Here is an 18012-nt window from a genome sequence, read left to right as displayed (position 1 = left end):
CAGGTGGATCCGCTCGAAGCACCCGACGTCGTGCGCGTACTCGCCGCAGACGGAACGTTCGCCCCGACCGAGTCGGCAGAGCCCTACCTCGCCCTGATCGACGCCCTCACCGAGGAAGAGCTGCAGGGCTTCTACCGCGACATGGTGGTCATCCGCGCGTTCGATCGTGAAGCGACCAACCTGCAGCGCCAGGGCCAGCTCGCGCTCTGGCCGCCGAGCTTCGGTCAGGAGGCGGCACAGGTCGGGTCCGCTCGCGCCACGCGCGCGCAGGATCACGTGTTCCCCTCGTATCGCGAGCACGCCGTCTGCATGATCCGCGGCGTCGACCTGGTCGACATCATCAGCGTCATGCGCGGCCACTCGCACGGCGGGTGGAACCCCAAGGATCCCCGCAACGGCAACACGAACATCTACACGCTGGTGTTGGGTTCGCAGACGCTGCACGCGACGGGTGTGGCGATGGGCTTCGGTCTGGACGGGCTGAGCGGCTCGGGTGATCCCGAACGCGACCAGGCCGTGATCGTCTACTACGGCGACGGGGCATCGAGCCAGGGCGATGTGCACGAGGCGATGGTCTTCGCCGCGAGTTACGCGACACCCGAGGTCTTCTTCTTGCAGAACAACCGGTGGGCGATCTCGGTGCCCGTTGCCACGCAGTCCCGCACGCCGCTCGTCAATCGCGGGCGCGGGTACGGCATGCCGAGCATCCAGATCGATGGCAATGACGTGCTCGCCAGCTACGCCGTCACGAGGGCTGCGCTCGATGAAGCGCGCGCGGGCCTGGGGCCGCGAGCCATCGAGGCGATGACCTACCGGATGGGTGCGCACACGACCAGCGACGATCCGACGAAGTACCGCACGGGCGACGAAGAATCCACCTGGGCGGGCCGCGATCCTATTATGCGCATGCGGGCATATCTCGAGGGCCGCGGTGCATCCGACGTCTTCTTCGCCGAGGTCGACGAGCAGGCTCACGCACTCGCGGAGGACACCCGATTGCGTACTCCGAACCTTCCGCTCCCGACGGTGGAGTCCATGTTCCAGCACGTATACACCGAGCCGCATCCCCTCATGGAGGAGCAACTCGCCTGGGTCAAGCAGTACGAGGCCTCGTTCGAAGAGGGTGACGCATGAACGCGCCCCAGACCATGCCGCTCAGCAAGGCCCTCAACGCGGGACTGCGCAAGGCGATGGAACGTAGCGACCGCGTGCTCATGATGGGCGAGGACATCGGTCCGCTCGGGGGTGTCTTCCGCATCACCGAGGGCCTGCACGCCGAGTTCGGCCCGAACCGCGTGATCGACACCCCGCTCGCCGAGTCGGGAATCGTCGGCACCGCCATCGGTCTGGCGATGGGCGGATTCCGCCCGGTGTGCGAGATCCAGTTCGACGGGTTCGTCTACCCGGCCTTCGATCAGATCACCTCGCAGCTCGCGAAGATCACGAACCGCATGCAGGGCGCGCTGAGCATGCCCGTCGTGATCCGCATTCCGTATGGCGGACACATCGGCGCGATCGAGCACCACCAGGAGAGCCCCGAGGCGTACTTCACGCACACCGCCGGCCTGCGTGTGGTCAGCCCGTCCACACCGAACGACGCGTACTGGATGATCCAGGACGCGATCTTCTCCGACGATCCGGTGATCTTCCTCGAGCCGAAGAGCAAGTACTGGCAGAAGGGCGAGGTCGACCTGAGCTCTCCCCCGATCGGTCTGCACAAGAGTCGCCTCGTGCGCCGCGGCACGGATGTCACACTCGTCGGTCACGGCGCCATGGTCACGACCCTGCTGCAGGCCGCCGTGCTCGCCGAGGCGGAGGGCGTCAGCTGCGAGGTCATCGACCTGCGCTCGCTGTCGCCCGTCGACTACGCCCCGATCCTCGACTCGGTGCGATCGACCGGCCGCATGGTCTACGCGCAAGAGGCCCCGGGCTTCACCAGCCTCGGCAGCGAGATCGCCGCGACGGTCACCGAGCGCGCCTTCTACTCCCTCGAGGCGCCGGTTCTGCGCGTGTCGGGCTTCGACGCGCCGTTCCCCCCGGCGAAGCTCGAGGGCACATACCTCCCCGACGCCGACCGCGTCCTCGAGGCCGTCGACCGGGCCCTGGCATACTGAGCCCTGGTTCCCGCGGAAAGGACCCCGCATGAGCACGCAGACGTTTCTCCTCCCCGATGTCGGCGAGGGTTTGACCGAGGCCGAGATCGTGACGTGGCGGGTAGCGCCGGGCGACGAGGTGAGCGTCAACGACGTCCTCGTCGAGATCGAGACCGCCAAGTCGCTCGTCGAACTCCCCTCGCCGTTCGCGGGCACCGTGAGCGAGTTGCTCGCGAGTGAGGGCGAAACGGTCAACGTGGGAGCCCCGATCATCACCATCGGTGAGGCGGGAGCCGACGCTCCCCCGCCCAGCACCGCCCCCACCGAGGTCGGCGAGGCAACCGGCGGCGCCGTGCTCGTCGGGTACGGGACCGGCGGGGCGGTCACCTCGCGCCGTCGCAAGACCGCCGAGCGTCCGGTCGCCGCATCGGTCGGCGTCGTGGCGAAGCCGCCGATCCGCAAGCTCGCCCGCGACCTGGGTGTGAATCTCGGCGATGTCGCCGCCACGGGTGATGCCGGCGAGGTCACGCGCGAGGACGTCGTCCGCCACGCCTCGCAGGCGAGCGTCTTCCGCAATATCGAGACCCCCGATTGGGGTGCCGTGCGCGAAGAGACGATCCCGGTTCCGGATGCGCCGACCCCGGACGCGAGTTCGCCCGCCCCCAGCGGTTCGACGGGCTCGCGCGAGGAGTCCATCCCCGTCCGCGGCGTCCGCAAGGCTACGGCCACGGCGATGACGAGCAGCGCATACACCGCACCGCATGTATCCGTGTGGGTCGATGTGGACGCGTCCCGCACCATGGAGCTCGTCAAGCGCCTGAAGACCTCGCCCGACTTCGCCGACGTCAAGGTCTCGCCGTTGCTGATCATGGCGCGCGCGGTGATCTGGGCGGTGCGCCGCACTCCCATGGTCAATGCGGCATGGGTCGACACCGATGAGGGTGCGCAGATTCGGGTGCGCCACTACGTCAACCTCGGCATCGCGGCGGCGACCCCGCGGGGTCTGCTGGTCCCGAACATCAAGGACGCGCAGGAGCTCAACACGCGTGAGCTCGCGCGTGCGCTCGAGAAGCTCACCATGACGGCGCGGGAGGGCAAGACGACTCCCGAGGATCAGCGTGGCGGGACGGTCACGATCACCAACATCGGCGTCTTCGGCGTCGATGCCGGTACTCCGATCATCAATCCCGGTGAGGTCGGCATCGTCGCGCTCGGCGCGATCCGTCAGAAGCCGTGGGTCGTCGACGGCGAGGTCCGCCCGCGCTGGGTGACGACGGTCTCGGGATCGTTCGACCATCGCGTCGTCGACGGCGACGGTGTTTCACGTTTCATCGCCGACATCGCCTCGGTTCTCGAAGAGCCCGCGCTGCTGCTCGACTGACTCCCCCGCGCTCCCCGGACCGCCGGAGGTGCGCGACGAGAGATCGGTGACATCACGCCTATCGAATTTGATAATGATAATCATCAGGGATAGGCTGACGGGGTGAACCTGAACCGCCGTCTTCTGCCGATGATCGCTCTCTCCGCCGTCGCTGCGCTCGCTCTCGCGGGTTGCGCGGGTACGGGTACGACCGAGCCATCGGGCGACGGCAAGGTGCAGGTCGTCGCTTCGACGGACGTCTACGGCCAGATCGCCGAACAGATCGGGGGAGATGCCATCGACGTCACCTCGATCATCACCTCCGCGAGCCAGGACCCGCACTCGTTCGAGGCGACCGCCCAAGACCAGCTCGCGGTCTCGCGAGCCGACCTGATCATCGAGAACGGCGGGGGGTACGACTCGTTCGTGGACTCGCTCGTCGAGGCGAGCAAGTCGTCAGCTCACGTCATCACCGCGGCGGAGTATTCCCACGACTGGCCGGAAAACGAAGGCCACTCGGACGAGGGCGACGATCACGACCACGCGGAAGAGTCGGCCCACGCCGAAGACGATCATGCCGCCGACGAGCATGCCGGTCACGACCACATCGAGGGTTTCAACGAACACGTCTGGTACGACCCGCACACGATCGAGCACGTCGCCGAGGCGATCGCCGGCGAGCTGAGCGAGCTCGACCCCGGGAACAGCGCGACGTTCGAGGCCAACGCCGCCGACTTCGTCGCGCAGATCGAAGGGTTGGAGGCTTCGCTCGCCCAGATCGAGGCATCCGATGCCGGAGCCGGTGTCTTCGTCACCGAGCCCGTCCCGGTGTACCTGACGACGGCCGCTGGCCTCGACAACCTCACGCCCGAGGCCTTCAGCGAGGCCGTCGAAGAGGGCCAGGACGTCCCGCCCGCGACCTTGCTCGAGTCACTCAACCTGATCGAATCGGGCTCGGTGCGCATCCTGATCGCGAATGCGCAGACCGGGGGGGCCGAGACCACCCAGGTGATCGACGCGGCCACGGCGAAGGGGATTCCGGTCCTGGAGTTCTCGGAAACGCTTCCGGAGGGCCAGACTTACATCTCGTGGATGCAGCAGAACATCGAAGCCCTCTCGGGCGCGCTCGCGGGGTGAGTGTCGAGCCTCCGCTCCACATCGAGAACGCGGCGCTTCGCCGTGGAGATCGAGAGCTGTGGTCGGGACTGGATCTGACGGTTCAGGCGGGGGAGTTCATCGCCGTGCTCGGGCCGAGCGGATCCGGCAAGACCACGTTGCTGCGCGCGATCCTGGGCCTCGATCGTCTGAGCGACGGGTCGATCACGGCGCTGGGTGAGAAGGTGCAACGGCGCGGAAACCGGCGCATCGGCTACATCCCCCAGCAGCGCCCGTTGGACCGTGACGCGTCGCTGCGGGGACGGGACCTCGTCACCCTGGGAGTCAACGGACATCGCTTCGGTCTTCCGATTCCTCGCCGGGCCGACCGCGCACGCGTCGATCGACTCATCGAAGCCGTCGGCGCGACGGCGTTCGCCGACCGGCCCGTGGGGGAGTTGTCCGGCGGGGAACAGCAGCGGCTGCGGGCGGGGCAGGCTCTCGCCGACGACCCGCGCCTGCTGCTCTGCGACGAACCCCTCACGAGCCTCGATCTGGCCAATCAGCAGGCCGTGACCGCGCTGATCGATCGGCATCGGCGCGAGACCGGCGCCGCCGTGCTGTTCGTGACCCACGACATCAACCCCGTGCTCAGCCGCGTCGACCGCATCCTGTACCTGGCGGGCGGGCGCTTCATGCTCGGCACCCCCGAAGAGGTCCTCGACTCGCGCGTGTTGTCGGACCTGTACGGAACCGAGGTCTACGTGCTGCGCGCGGGGGACCGGCTCGTGGTCGTCGGCGCCCCGGATGCCGACGAGACCCATCACCACCACGCCGACCACCCGCACCCCGGGGGGACGTCGTGAACTGGGCCGACATCTGGGACGCGATGTTCGGGGGACTCGCGGACTACGGCGACATCCTCGCGCTGGTGTCGAACTCGGTCATCGCGGGCGCCGTGCTCGGGCTGGTCGGGGGACTCGTCGGCGTTTTCGTCATGCAGCGCGACATGGCGTTCGCCGTGCATGGCATCAGTGAACTCTCCTTCGCGGGCGCGGCGGCGGCCCTTCTCATCGGGGCGGATGTCGTCACGGGGTCGATCGTCGGGTCGATCGCCGCCGCGGGATTGATCGGCTGGCTGGGGGCGCGCGCCCGTGATCGCAACTCGATCATCGGGGTGCTGATGCCGTTCGGCCTGGGCCTGGGCATCCTGTTCCTCTCGCTGTACACCGGTCGCAGTGCGAATCGTTTCAGCCTGCTGACGGGCCAGATCGTCTCGGTGCAGTCGAGCCAGCTCGGCTGGCTCATCGGCATCAGCCTCGTGGTTCTCGCCGGGATCGTGCTGATCTGGCGCCCGCTGCGCTTCGACTCCCTCGATCCGCAGTCGGCGGCCGCGCGCGGAGTGCCGACGACCGCCGTGTCGCTGCTGTTCATGCTGCTGCTCGGCCTGATCGTCGCGGTCAGCGTGCACATCATCGGGGCACTACTCGTGATGGCGCTCCTCGTCACGCCCGCCGCCGCCGCGATGCGCGTGGCATCGGGCCCTGTCGCGGTTCCGGTTCTGGCGGCGACCTTCGGATTCGTCTCGGCGGTCGGAGGCATCCTGCTCGCGATCGCCGGGACTCTTCCCGTCAGCCCGTACATCACGACGATCTCTTTCGTGATCTACGTGGTCTGCCGCTTGATCGGGCGCCGCCGCGAGCGGATTCCCCGAACGTCGCGTTCGGGAACCTCCAAGCCGGTACACGCCTAGACTTCTCGCATGGCCAAGCGCAACACCTGGCAGCGCGACCGCGTGCGCGACGCCCTCGACGAATCGCGAGGTTTCGTCAGCGCGCAGTCTCTCCACGCGCTGCTCCGCGATGAGGGCACGGGGATCGGCCTCGCGACGGTCTACCGCGCGCTCGCGGACCTTGCGGCCGAGGGGGATGCCGACAGCCTGCAGAGCCCCGAGGGCGAGAGCCTCTACCGGGCTTGCCAGTCGAGGGGCCATCACCACCACCTGATCTGCCGTTCCTGCGGCCTGACGGTCGAGATCGAGGCGAGCGACGTCGAAGAGTGGGCGCACCGGATGGCGGCGCAGAACGGATTCACCGAGGCGGCGCACGTCGTCGACATCTTCGGGCTGTGCGCGGCGTGCACGGCCGCGCGTGCGAGCGAGCGTGACGCGCAGTAGCGAGTTGCGGGGTCGTGTCGCCGGCGTCCCGGCCTCGGGTCGCCAGCCGGGTCGTCGGCAGGGTCGCGCCGCGCTGATCGGAGCCGCGATCGGCGTCGTCGCGATCGCCGCGCTGTTCGCGATCGACGCCTGGGCGCCGCAGCTGTTCCCGAGCCGCCTGCCGAGCCGTGCGCAAGACGGGTTCACGCTCGCGCTCTCGGTCCTGATCGAGTCGATGCCCTTCATCATCCTGGGCGTGCTGCTCTCGGTCCTCGTGCAGGTGTGGGTGCCGCCGGGATTGATCGAACGATGGATGCCCCGCCGCGCGTGGGCTCGTCGCGCCGTGCTGTCTCTGCTCGGCATGCTGCTGCCCGTATGCGAATGCGGGAATGTTCCCCTGGCCCGCGGGCTGCTGATCCGCGGCTTCTCGGTTCCCGAGACCCTGACCTTCCTCATCGCGGCGCCGATCGTCAATCCGATCGTGATCCTGACGACCCATCAGGCGTTCGGATGGGATGGCGGAATCCTCGTCGCGCGACTGCTCGGCGGCTACGCGATCGCGAACCTGATCGGCTGGATCTACAGTCGCCACCCCGACCCGCAGGCGCTGCTCACCGCGCGGTTCCGTGCCGAGTGCGCGCACGACGAGCACCTCGACGGCTCGCGTACGCGCCGCAGCCTGGAGCTGTTCGTGCGTGAGCTCCGCGCCGTCATGCCGGCCCTCGTGCTCGGATCGGCCATCGCGGGAGCCGTGCAGGTCCTCGTGCCCCGCGATGTGCTCGTCGCGATCGGATCCAACCCTGTGCTGTCGATCTTCGCGATGATCGCGCTCGGCCTGACCGTCGCGATCTGCTCGAACGTCGATGCCTTCTTCGCCCTGTCGTTCGCCTCGACGTTCACCCCGGGGTCGATCGTCGCGTTCCTGCTGGTCGGTCCGCTCGTCGACATCAAGATGCTCGCGCTGATGCGCACGACCTTCACGACGCGCACCCTCGTCGGCATCGTCGCCGTCGTCATCTCGGCCGCCTTCGTCATCGCGGTGGGGGTGAATCTCCTTGCGTAACGGAATGGCACTCGGCACGCGCTGGTTGGGCGTCGGCCTGGCGACGGCCCTCGCCGTCGTGACGATCGGTCTGTGGGCGACGGGGCAGATCGGCCTCTACATCAACCCCGATGCCGCGTGGTGGGCCGTGTCGATGGCGATCGTCTGCGTGGTGGGCGCCGTGTGGTCGTGCACCGTGCCGATCTCGCGCGATGGCGAGCACGAACACGAACACGAACATGAGGTCCCGGTGGTCCCGTCGACGAGTTCGCGGACCGAGGGCTCGGGGGAGTGGCTCGAGCCGCGGCGGAGGCCCGTCGCGCTGATCACGACCGGCATCGGCGCCGTGCTCGCATCGGGACTCGTGGTGCTCGCGGTCGTGCTGCCCCCGGCATCCCTCTCCGCCGAACTGGCACTCGCTCGATCGAGTGGGGCACCGCCCGTCCTCTCGACGTCGGCGACGCTCGCGCTCGCGACCTCCGACGACACCTCGACCTTCGGCATCGCCGAGTGGGCCTCGTTGCTCTCGACCACCACCGACCCCGCGCGGTTCGTCGGCGAGAAAGCGACGCTGACGGGATTCGTGGGGCCCGACGGCGACGGCAAGGGCTTCGCCCTGACCCGCCTGGTGATCGTGCACTGCGTCATCGACGCCCAGGCCGCGAACGTCCCCGTCGCCGAACTCGCGGGCGGCGAGAACCTGTCACCCGGCCAGTGGGTCCAGGTCGAGGGCGAATTCGTCCGCGACGACGGGGGAGCGCTCGTGCTCCAGCCCTCCAGCGTGACGCCGATCGACGAGCCCGGGGACCCGTATGAGTACTGACTCAGCCCGGTCCACGCGTGCGTCGCGTGAGCAGACGCGGGGCGCCGCGCGGCGCCGCCGCGCCCGTTCGTCTTTCACGAGGGCGCTCGTGATCGTCATCGCCGCACTCGTCGTGGCCGGCGCGGCCGGAGCCGTCTACAGCCTCACGCAGGGACCCCGCACCAGCACGGTCGCGGTCGACACGCTCTCGGTGGCGGAGGCGGCGGGGCAGAGGATCGTGTTCACGACCAACCAGCCGCTCGCGGCCATCGACCCGGCGCAGGTCACGGTCGTTCCCGCCGCACCGTTCACGGTCGAGGCATCCGGTCGCACCGTCGCCGTCCAGTTCACCTATCCGCTCGACGCGGACACCGAATACACGGTCTCGGTCGCGGACGTCGAGAGTGCGTCCGGCGGCCCGACCGCAACCATCTCGCACGCCTTCACGACCGGCACACCGCCCATCTATGTCCTGCAGCGTCGCGACGACGAGGACGACGCGGTCTTCCTCACGAATCTCACCGGCGATCAGGCGGTGCCCGTCTTCACGCACCCGCAGATCGAGGACTACCGCGCCTCACGGGACGGGCTCGTCGTCGAGACGACGGATGGCTCGGGCGCGGCATCACTGACGGGGATGGCCCTCGATGGGTCCGATCCGAAATCCCTGACGGTGCCCGGCGCGGGGACGATCGCGGGGCTGCAGATGGCGGATCACGACGGCCTCGTGGGCTACACCTACACCGACCTCGATATCTCGGCGGAGTCCGGCATCGAGTCCGCTCTGTACGTGTCGCGGCTGGGGGATCCCACCGCCGAACCCGAGAGGATCGAGGTCGGGGCGGATCCGCGGGTCGTCGACTTCTTGTTCGTGCCGCAGACGTCGTCGCTCGTCGTGCTGACGTTCGACGGCCAGCTGCGTCTGGTCGACACGGTCCGCCCGGATGCCGAACCCGTGCTTCTCGGCGGTGCCCTGGGACTGTCGGGCATCGAGCGGGGCAGCGGGCGGGTGATCGCCGAGAAGTCCGACGGCACCGTGCTGATCGATCTGACCGACCTCAGCGAAACCCCGCTCACCCAGCCCGCCGAGCTCGAGACGCTCGGGATCCCCGGTCCCGTCGTCCCGACGGCGCAGGGCCGGACCCTGCGCACCTTCACGCAGATGGGCGAGGACGGCTACCCCGAATCGCAGACGGTGGGCCTCGTCGATGCGGCCGGCGCATTCGAGTCCGTCTTCGAACTCCCCGACGGGGGCGACGCCGTCATGCAGACGTGCGCCTCGCCGAGCGGGAGCCACATCGCCGTCATCGTCTCGCCGGATCTCGTGGACAATCCCTACGACACCTACGCCCGCCCCCTGCCGACGCGCCTCGAGACCCACATCGTCGACGCCCGAACCGGCGAGGCCGTGACGGTCATCGGGGGAACGGACATCTCGTGGTGCGCGGTGACGATCGGGTGACGCACCACCGCCCGGCGACACGGGACGACCTGCTCCGCACGGCTCTCGACGTGGCGCCGCGGCTGCTCGGCGCGCGCCTCACGACCGTGGTCGACGGAAACCGGGTCGCGGTGCGCATCACCGAGATCGAGGCGTACCACGGTCTCGGGACCGGAGACGTGATCGACCCCGGCTCGCACGCCCGCATGGGACAGACCGCGCGGAACGCCACGATGTGGGGCGAACCGGGCCACCTGTACGTCTACCTCAGCCACGGCATCCACTCCTGCGTCAACGTCGTGACCGGCCCCGCGGGCGTGGCCGGTGGGCTGCTGTTGCGCGCGGGCGAGGTCATCGAGGGTGCGGATGTCGCGGCCCTGCGCCGCCCGGCGGCCCGGGTGCCCCGGGACCTGGCGCGCGGACCCGGGCGTCTCGGCCAGGCGCTGGGCCTTCGGCATCCGCGTCATGACGGCATCGACGCGATCGTGGACGCGGCGCCCTGGCCACCCGAGCTCGCCGGAGCGTTCGCTCGCCTCGATCTCGCACGCGAGCCCGTGCGCGCCTTCTCGACAGGTCCGCGCGTCGGAGTCGCGGGGATCGCGGGGACGAGCGCATTTCCGTGGCGGTTCTGGATCACCGGCGACCCGACCGTTTCGGTCTTCCGCCCCGGTCGTGCGGCCGTCGAGGGGTAGCGAACCAGCGCATGCTAGGATGAATGTTTGTCTGCGCGCTTTCCCGTGCGCAGTTCGTGCCCATTCATCCTCCTCGAGCCGGAAACGGCTCCGATCGGGTGTGGGCGCAGACAAGGGATCTTGGGTGGGACCGTCCGGTCTCACGGTATTGAAGGAGAAATCACCATGGCAGCAGTGTGCCAGGTGACAGGAGCCGTTCCCGGCTTCGGTCACTCGATCAGCCACTCGCACCGCCGGACGAAGCGTCGCTTCGACCCGAACGTGCAGAAGAAGACGTACTTCGTTCCGTCGCTGGGCCGCAACATCAAGCTCAACGTTTCGGCCAAGGGCATCAAGGTCATCGACGCGCGGGGCATTGAGTCCGTCGTCAAGGACCTCATCGCGAAGGGTGTGAAGCTCTGATGGCGAAGAAGGCTCAGGACGTACGTCCGATCATCAAGCTGCGTTCGACCGCCGGCACGGGGTACACCTACGTGACGCGCAAGAACCGCCGCAACAACCCCGACCGCATCGTGCTGAAGAAGTACGACCCCGTTGTGCGCAAGCACGTCGAATTCCGCGAGGAGCGCTAAACATGGCGAAGAAGAGCAAGATTGCTCGCAACGAGCAGCGCAAGGTCATCGTCGAGCGCTACGCCGCCCGTCGCGCCGAGCTGAAGAAGGCCCTGGTCGACCCGACCTCGACCGACGAGCAGCGCGAAGAGGCCCGCCTGGGTCTGCAGAAGCTGCCCCGCAACGCATCGCCCGTGCGCGTGCGTTCGCGCGACGTCATCGACGGCCGCCCCCGTGGTGTGCTGACGAAGTTCGGCATCTCGCGTGTGCGTTTCCGCGACATGGCCCACCGTGGCGAACTGCCCGGCGTGACCAAGTCGAGCTGGTAACCACAGCATTCGTTCCGAAAGGGCGGGGATTCTCCGGGATCCCCGCCCTTTCGCGTGCCCGCACGGTCGCGGGAGCGGACCGCAGGAAGCGGCGGGAGGGGTGCAACACGGGTCACATTCGTCACACGAGCACCGCAAAAGCGTCGAAGTTGGTCAGAAACCCCCGGAAACTCGCGGAAATCCGGGGTGAACGGCGATTCGCGGGGTAGATTCGACGCGGTCGATCGACCAGCCGGGCTGAACGGTCCGGTCACGTTTACATGAGGCGGCGCTTCGGCCGCCGCTGGAGGGTAACCCCATGGCTGACAAGTCCATCACCAAGACCGAGCTCGTCGCGAGCATCGCCAGCGCCACCGGTGAGAGCCAGGCCACCGTTTCGCGCGTGGTCGACGGTCTGTTCACGACCGTCGCCGAGGCCGTTGCCAAGGGCACGAAGGTCTCGATCCCGGGCTGGCTCGCGTTCGAGCAGGTCGACACGGCCGCTCGCACGGGCCGCAACCCGCAGACGGGTGCCGAGATCAAGATCGCCGCTGGCAAGCGCGTCAAGGTCACCGCGGGCTCGAAGCTCAAGGCTGCAGCGAAGTAGTCAGAGGTTTCACGAGAGGGAGGATGTCGCCGCGGCGGCATCCTCCCTCTGCTTTGCGCGCTCGTGCCCGACGACCGGGGGCCCGCATCGTCCGCCTAGGCTGGACGGGTGAGCCCCCGAACACTGCGCGTAGCCGGGCCCGTGATTCTCGTGGTCACCGCCCTGGCCGCTGCCATCCTGGCGCTCGCGTACGGCGGCGGGGCCGCGCCACTCCTCGTGGGGGACCCGGGCCCCGTGGTGCGCTGGGGTCTTCCGATAGCGAATCTCGGCGTCAACCTCGGCGCGGCCGCGATGGCCGGATCCCTCGTGCTCGCCCTCTTCGCGCTGCGCGCCGGCGACACCGAGTTCGATACCGCCCTCGACCTCGCCTCGGTCGGCGCCGCTGTCTTCACGATCTCGGCCGGTGCCACGGGCTACCTCACGTTCTTGAACGCCTTCAACGCGACGCCGAGCGCGGATGCCGTCTTCGGTCAACAGCTCGGCCGATTCCTGCTCGACCTGGACGTCGGCCGCGCCTGGCTCATCACGACGCTCGCCGGTGCCGTGATGACGGTGCTCGCGTTCGCGGTGCGCTCGTGGACCTCGAGCCTGCTGGTCGGACTCCTGGGTCTCGCGGCGCTCGTGCCGATGGCGACGACGAGCCACGACGGTGCGGCCGCCAACCACACGGCCGCGGTCACCACGTTGGCACTGCACATCGTCGGCGCCGCCGTCTGGCTCGGAGGACTGGTGCTGCTCGTCGTGTTGCGGGCATCGTCGACTCCCCAGCGGATGGCCCACGTGCTGCCGCGCTACTCGACCATCGCGCTCGTCGCCTTCGTCGTCGTGGCGCTGTCGGGCTACGCGCGCGCCGCCCTCGGCCTCGGATCCTGGGATGCCCTGCTCTCGGCCTACGGCGTGATCATCATCGTGAAGGTCGCGGCATTGCTGGCCATCGGCCTGCTCGGCGCCCTGTACCGGCGCCGACTCATCGCTCGGATGGGCGAGACCGCCGCCGCGGGCACCTTCTGGGGTCTGATCGCTCTGGAGCTGGCATTCATGGGGATCGCGAGCGGCGCCGCGGCAGCGCTCGCGCGCACGGCGCCGCCGATCGGAGACATCCCGATCTCCGACCCCACCCCGGCCGAGACGCTGACCGGTTCACCGCTGCCGCCCGAGCTCGGACTCACTCAGTGGTTCACCGTCTGGGACATCGATCTGCTGTGGCTGCTGGTCTGCGGTTTCGCGCTGTTCTTCTATCTCGCGGGCGTCATCCGCCTGCACCGCCGCGGTGACGCGTGGCCGATCTACCGCACGGTCAGCTGGTGCGCGGGCATCCTGCTGCTGTTCTGGGTCGCCTGTGGACCCGTGGCGGCGTACGAGAACTACCTCTTCAGCATCCACATGGTCGGGCACATGCTGCTGACCATGGCGATCCCGCTGCTGCTCGTGCCGGGTGCTCCGGTCACGCTCGCGGCCCGCGCGATCCGCAAGAGGGATGACGGCACCCGCGGTGGACGCGAGTGGATCCTCTGGGCGGTGCACACGCCCGTTGCCCGAGTGCTCACGAACCCGCTGGTTGCGGCGGCCCTGTTCATCGGCTCGCTCTGGGTGTTCTACTACACCGACATCTTCCGGTGGGCACTGAACGACCACCTGGGGCACCTGTGGATGATCGCCCACTTCGTCATCACCGGCTACCTGTTCGTGCAGTCGCTGATCGGCATCGATCCGGTGCCGTATCGATTGCCGTACGCGTTCCGGCTGATCCTCCTGATCGGCATCATGGCGATGCACGCGTTCTTCGGCATCTCGATCATGATGCAGTCCGGGCTGATGGTCGCCGACTGGTTCGGCTCGATGGGTCGGACCTGGGGTCCGACGCCCCTCGAGGATCAGTACATCGGGGGAGGCGTGGCCTGGTCGGTCGGAGAGATCCCCACGCTGATCCTCGCCATCGCCGTCGCGATCCAGTGGAGCCGCAACGACGACCGCGCGCAGCGCCGACGGGACCGCCACGTCGACCGGGTCGGGGACGACGAACTCGATGCGTACAACGCCCGGCTCTCCGTGCTTGCCGACCAGGATGCTCGGGCGGAGGCTCGCGAGGGGGCTACTCGGCCTCGGGTGACCCCACGAGGATAGACGCCGAGCCATCGGGCAGGACCGTGATCTCGGCGTCCAGACCGAACGCCACGTCCTCTTCGACCGTCCGCACCGAGCCATCGAAAAGCGAGCGGATGTCGACGCTGATGTGGGCGACGGCCTCGACCGGCGGGACGGCCCAGCCCGCACCGTCCGGTACGAGCGTGACGACGGGGTAGCTCGCGATCGACCAGGTCGGCAGGTTCGCGATGCGGTTCTGGACGACGAAGCCGAAGGGGCACGCGGTGGGTTGCAGCACCTGCTGCGTCGCGCAGTCGTCGAGGAACGAATCCACGCGTTCTTGCACGACGGCGACGAACTCTTCGGTCGGCTCGGCCTGCAGATCGAGCGGTACGCGCGCGAGCGGCGCGTCGGCGAGCACGTCGGCGCCGGGCGTCTCGGCGATCGCGGTGTCGACCGCCACGCGGTACAGGCCGGGCGAGAAGACCAGAAGCGCCACGGGATCCAACGGGGGAGCGTCGACCCCGAGGGGCGACACCTGCCTCTTGTCGAGCCTGAAGCCGTTGACGTCGAACGCCATCGACCCGCGGACGGTGACGTCGATCACCGCGAGCGGGCTCTCGGCGAAGCGCCATGACGGAAGGATGCCCGTCCACCCGTCTTGCTCGACCGTGAAGGTCGAGGAGCCATCGTTGCCGCCCGCACGGAAACCGATCGTCACCTCGATGCCGCCATCGACCGGGCGTTCGCCGAGGGTGCGGACATCGGTGAGGGCGCTGAGCGCGTCGCGGCGCAGCAGGGCGTCCGAAGCACTTTCGGGAAGGCCCGCATCGGCCAGGTCCGTCGAATCGACGGCGACCCCCGGTACCGCGAGCGCATCGGCGGCGCGCCCCGTGGCGAGCATGGAGACGTACCGCTCGACGAAGGCGCTGGGTCCCCAGAACTGTTGGTACAGGCTGGCCCAACCGGCGACGAAAGCCGCGACCAGCAGGACGCCGACGATCGCGAGGATCGTGAGATCGGTGGAGAGCCGGGACCGTCTGGGCGAGCGGGCCGCGCGGGAGGCGCGTCGCTCGTTGCGCTTGGCCCCCGCTGCGTTGTCCGCCGCCGCGTTGTCCACCGCCGCGTTGTTCACCGTCCCGTTGATCACCGCCCCCTGGTCCACCTGGCCAGTTTATGCGGCGGTCTCACCGACTCCGGTCGGGGCGGGCGGGGGAGCGCCGCGGTCGGAATAGCATGATGCAGTGACCACGCCGCCCCTGTCCTCGGAACAGGAGGCGCTGTTTCGGCGCATCGAGGACACGAACGACCACGTCTTCGTCACCGGCAGGGCGGGCACCGGGAAATCCACCCTGCTGCAGCACTTCGCGGCGAACACGGCGAAGCAGATCGCCGTCTGTGCCCCCACCGGGGTTGCGGCGCTGAACGTCGAGGGCCAGACGATCCACTCGCTTTTCCGGCTTCCGATCGGGTTGATCGCCGATCAGGATCTCGACCAGCCCGAGGCCACGCGCAAGATCCTGGGCGCGATCGACACCCTCGTGATCGACGAGATCTCGATGGTCAACGCGGATGTCATGGATGGGATCGACCGCTCGCTGCGGCAGGCCCGCGCCCGGCGCGCCGAGCCATTCGGGGGCGTGCAGGTCGTGATGTTCGGCGACCCGTACCAGCTCGCCCCCGTGCCGCCCCGGGGTGATGAGCTCGCCTACATCCGCGACCACTACCGCTCGTTCTGGTTCTTCGACGCTCACGTCTGGGCCGGCGCGGATGCCGGGGCAGGGGCGGGGACGGCGCTCGCGGGATTCGGCGACCTCGGTCGCTACGGCGCAGAACTGGGCGTGCACGAGCTCGTCGACATCCACCGCCAGTCCGACGCCGCGTTCAAGGCGATGCTGAATGCGGTGCGCTACGGGCGCGTGACGGCAGATATCGCGGGTGTGCTCAACGACGTGGGCGCACGCACGCCGCCGGCGCCCGAGGCATCCGAAGCCCCCACGATCACGCTCGCGACGCGGAACGATCGCGTGGCGGCCATCAATCGCAAGCACCTCGAGGCGCTGCCCGGCCGGTCCCAGACCGCGATGGCCGAGATCGCCGGCGATTTCGGTCGGGGCGAGGGCGCGTACCCGGCCGACGTCGAACTGCAGATCAAGGTGGGTGCGCAGGTCATGTTCCTGCGCAACGACACCGCGTCGTTCGGCGAGGCTCCTCGCTGGGTGAACGGCACGATCGGCACGGTGACGCGGATCACGGGCGGAACGGTGCGGGTCGACGTCGACGGCCGCGAGCACGACGTCGAACCCGCGGTGTGGGAGAAGTACCGCTACAGCTACTCGCCGCTGACCAAGCGCATCTCACGCGAGATCGTCGCCGAGTTCCACCAGTTCCCCCTGCGCCTGGCTTGGGCCGTCACGATCCACAAGTCGCAGGGCAAGACGTACGACCGGGCCGTGATCGACCTGGGCCAGGGTGCGTTCGCCCCGGGACAGACCTATGTCGCGCTCAGTCGGCTGACGTCGCTCGAGGGGCTCTATCTGTCGCGGCCGCTCCGGCCGAGCGACATCCGCGTCGATCCCGACGTCGAGCGCTTCATGCGGTCGGTTCGACGCTGAGGTATCCCTCGATCCGGGGCTTCCTCAGGCGACGGCTTCCTCAGGCGATGGCTTCCTCAGGCGACGGCTTCCTCAGGCGACGGATGCCTCAGGCGACGGATGCCTCAGGCGACGGATGCCTCAGGCGACGGATGCCTCGGTGCGCGCACGCTCGAGGTCCTGGAACAGTTCGGTGTTGAACTGATATGCCCGCAGCACCTCGTCGACGACCCGCTCGCGTTCGTCGTCGTCCCACGGCACGGCATCCAGCTGCTCGCGGTAGACGTCTTTGAAGGCCCGCGGGTCCGCGATGTCGTCGAAGACATAGAAGCCGACGCCGTTGGTCTCGAAGCCGAAGCGCCGCTGCATGACGCGCCCGATGAAGAGGCCGCCCGAGAGGTCGCCGAGGTAGCGGGTGTAGTGGTGCGCGATGAAGCCGCCGGGCCAGGTCGATCCGACCTCCTCGATACGCGCCACGTATCGCTCGGTCGTGGGGAGGGGGCGGATGCTGTCGGCCCAGTCGGGTCCGATCAGAAACTCCAGATCGGCCTCGAGGGCGGGCAGGCGCGTCAGCCGGTCGGTGATGAAGGGTGCCGCCACCGGGTCCGTCGACATCCGATCCGCGGCGGCCTCGAGAGCCCGGTAGATGAAGTAGTGCTGGGTGACGAGCGAGACGTAGTCATCTCGCGTGCCCTCGCCCTTGAGCAGGCCGGACATGAAGCCCTCGCCCTCGCTCGCCGAGTGGGCTCCGCTCGAGCGCTGACGGAGCAGGGTTGAGAACGGGATGACGTTCGACATGCAGACAGCATAGCGGTCCGACTTAGGATGCCCTAAGTGATTTTCAGGCGTGCGGGCGGGGATCGACTCCGAGCTCGGCGCAGGCCGCGTCGTACAGGGCGACGACCTCGCGGCGCACCTCGGACCGTTCGCTGATCGGAGCGCCCGGCCAGGGCACACGCAAGGGGGAAGAGGTGCCCGCGGCATCCGTCACGTCCCAGTCGGCACCGTCTCCGTCGAACCCGATCATGACCGACCCGACCGCGGACGGGTGACCGAACGCACGGGCGATCAGCAGGTTGTCGTCCGTGTGGTCGCTGTTCATGTGGCGGAGCACCGCCGTAACGGTGTCGGCGTCGAAAGCATGCGGCATCTGCACAGCTTAGGACGGCCGGGCGTGATGGAACCGT

Annotated in this window: 20 protein-coding genes; 17 read left to right on the top strand and 3 right to left on the bottom strand. The window is 68.7% G+C overall.

The window, feature by feature from the left end; all coding sequences use genetic code 11:
- Window positions 1–3: 3 nt before the first annotated feature.
- From CGU35_RS15965 to CGU35_RS15890, 16 genes are all read left to right on the top strand, one after another.
- On the top strand, window positions 4–1134 hold the full coding sequence (locus CGU35_RS15965; RefSeq protein ID WP_100812470.1) for a thiamine pyrophosphate-dependent dehydrogenase E1 component subunit alpha: 1131 nt from the start codon (window positions 4–6) through the stop codon (window positions 1132–1134).
- On the top strand, window positions 1131–2114 hold the full coding sequence (locus CGU35_RS15960; protein WP_100812469.1) for an alpha-ketoacid dehydrogenase subunit beta: 984 nt from the start codon (window positions 1131–1133) through the stop codon (window positions 2112–2114). The genes CGU35_RS15965 and CGU35_RS15960 overlap by 4 nt, the downstream gene beginning before the upstream one ends.
- Before the next feature lie 28 nt (window positions 2115–2142).
- The gene (locus CGU35_RS15955) at window positions 2143–3474 is read left to right on the top strand and encodes a dihydrolipoamide acetyltransferase family protein (protein WP_100812468.1); all 1332 of its coding nucleotides are present in this window, start codon (window positions 2143–2145) and stop codon (window positions 3472–3474) included.
- A 108-nt stretch (window positions 3475–3582) separates the two neighbouring features.
- A complete protein-coding gene (locus tag CGU35_RS15950; RefSeq protein WP_442923081.1) occupies window positions 3583–4590 on the top strand; it encodes a metal ABC transporter solute-binding protein, Zn/Mn family in 1008 nt (335 codons plus the stop codon).
- On the top strand, window positions 4587–5414 hold the full coding sequence (locus tag CGU35_RS15945) for a metal ABC transporter ATP-binding protein (RefSeq protein WP_100812467.1): 828 nt from the start codon (window positions 4587–4589) through the stop codon (window positions 5412–5414). Before CGU35_RS15950 ends, CGU35_RS15945 begins: the two co-directional genes overlap by 4 nt.
- On the top strand, window positions 5411–6301 hold the full coding sequence (locus CGU35_RS15940; protein ID WP_100812466.1) for a metal ABC transporter permease: 891 nt from the start codon (window positions 5411–5413) through the stop codon (window positions 6299–6301). Before CGU35_RS15945 ends, CGU35_RS15940 begins: the two co-directional genes overlap by 4 nt.
- A 9-nt stretch (window positions 6302–6310) precedes the next feature.
- A complete protein-coding gene (locus CGU35_RS15935; RefSeq protein WP_100812465.1) occupies window positions 6311–6724 on the top strand; it encodes a Fur family transcriptional regulator in 414 nt (137 codons plus the stop codon).
- 103 nt (window positions 6725–6827) lie between these two features.
- Complete coding sequence (locus CGU35_RS15930; RefSeq protein ID WP_374935788.1) at window positions 6828–7766, top strand: permease; 939 nt, start codon at window positions 6828–6830, stop codon at window positions 7764–7766.
- A 4-nt stretch (window positions 7767–7770) separates the two neighbouring features.
- Window positions 7771–8568 (top strand): TIGR03943 family putative permease subunit, encoded by a 798-nt coding sequence (locus CGU35_RS15925; RefSeq protein WP_100812464.1) that lies wholly within the window; start codon window positions 7771–7773, stop codon window positions 8566–8568.
- Window positions 8558–10009, top strand: a complete 1452-nt coding sequence (locus tag CGU35_RS15920) for a hypothetical protein (RefSeq protein ID WP_157814033.1) — start codon at window positions 8558–8560, stop codon at window positions 10007–10009. Before CGU35_RS15925 ends, CGU35_RS15920 begins: the two co-directional genes overlap by 11 nt.
- On the top strand, window positions 10006–10680 hold the full coding sequence (locus tag CGU35_RS15915) for a DNA-3-methyladenine glycosylase (protein ID WP_100812821.1): 675 nt from the start codon (window positions 10006–10008) through the stop codon (window positions 10678–10680). The genes CGU35_RS15920 and CGU35_RS15915 overlap by 4 nt, the downstream gene beginning before the upstream one ends.
- Before the next feature lie 165 nt (window positions 10681–10845).
- Window positions 10846–11082, top strand: a complete 237-nt coding sequence (gene rpmB / locus CGU35_RS15910) for a 50S ribosomal protein L28 (protein WP_036301133.1) — start codon at window positions 10846–10848, stop codon at window positions 11080–11082.
- A complete protein-coding gene (rpmG, locus tag CGU35_RS15905; RefSeq protein ID WP_029145259.1) occupies window positions 11082–11252 on the top strand; it encodes a 50S ribosomal protein L33 in 171 nt (56 codons plus the stop codon). Before rpmB ends, rpmG begins: the two co-directional genes overlap by 1 nt.
- 2 nt (window positions 11253–11254) lie before the next feature.
- Complete coding sequence (gene rpsN, locus CGU35_RS15900; RefSeq protein ID WP_100812462.1) at window positions 11255–11560, top strand: 30S ribosomal protein S14; 306 nt, start codon at window positions 11255–11257, stop codon at window positions 11558–11560.
- Window positions 11561–11858: 298 nt separating this feature from the next.
- On the top strand, window positions 11859–12146 hold the full coding sequence (locus CGU35_RS15895) for an HU family DNA-binding protein (RefSeq protein ID WP_036301126.1): 288 nt from the start codon (window positions 11859–11861) through the stop codon (window positions 12144–12146).
- Between the two features lie 108 nt (window positions 12147–12254).
- Window positions 12255–14270: a cytochrome c oxidase assembly protein gene (locus tag CGU35_RS15890; RefSeq protein ID WP_100812461.1), complete on the top strand. Its 2016-nt coding sequence runs from the start codon at window positions 12255–12257 to the stop codon at window positions 14268–14270.
- Here the strand turns inward: CGU35_RS15890 and CGU35_RS15885 are convergent.
- A complete protein-coding gene (locus CGU35_RS15885; RefSeq protein WP_232711358.1) occupies window positions 14239–15396 on the bottom strand; it encodes a hypothetical protein in 1158 nt (385 codons plus the stop codon). The genes CGU35_RS15890 and CGU35_RS15885 overlap by 32 nt on opposite strands.
- A gap of 79 nt (window positions 15397–15475) precedes the next feature.
- On the opposite strand from CGU35_RS15885, the gene CGU35_RS15880 reads away from it, so the two are divergent.
- Window positions 15476–16846 (top strand): ATP-dependent DNA helicase, encoded by a 1371-nt coding sequence (locus CGU35_RS15880; RefSeq protein WP_100812460.1) that lies wholly within the window; start codon window positions 15476–15478, stop codon window positions 16844–16846.
- A gap of 120 nt (window positions 16847–16966) precedes the next feature.
- On the opposite strand, the gene CGU35_RS15875 is transcribed toward CGU35_RS15880, so the two are convergent.
- Window positions 16967–17623 carry a biliverdin-producing heme oxygenase gene (locus tag CGU35_RS15875; protein WP_100812459.1) on the bottom strand — a complete coding sequence of 219 codons (657 nt, stop codon included), beginning with the start codon at window positions 17621–17623 and terminating at the stop codon, window positions 16967–16969.
- Between the two features lie 43 nt (window positions 17624–17666).
- Window positions 17667–17975: a DUF2470 domain-containing protein gene (locus CGU35_RS15870; protein WP_100812819.1), complete on the bottom strand. Its 309-nt coding sequence runs from the start codon at window positions 17973–17975 to the stop codon at window positions 17667–17669.
- Window positions 17976–18012 lie beyond the last annotated feature (37 nt).

It is taken from the genome of Microbacterium sp. BR1, from assembly GCF_002812725.1.
Lineage (GTDB): Bacteria > Actinomycetota > Actinomycetes > Actinomycetales > Microbacteriaceae > Microbacterium.
Note: the sequence above shows the minus strand (reverse complement) of the source record. Positions and strands in the feature narration are given on the sequence as shown.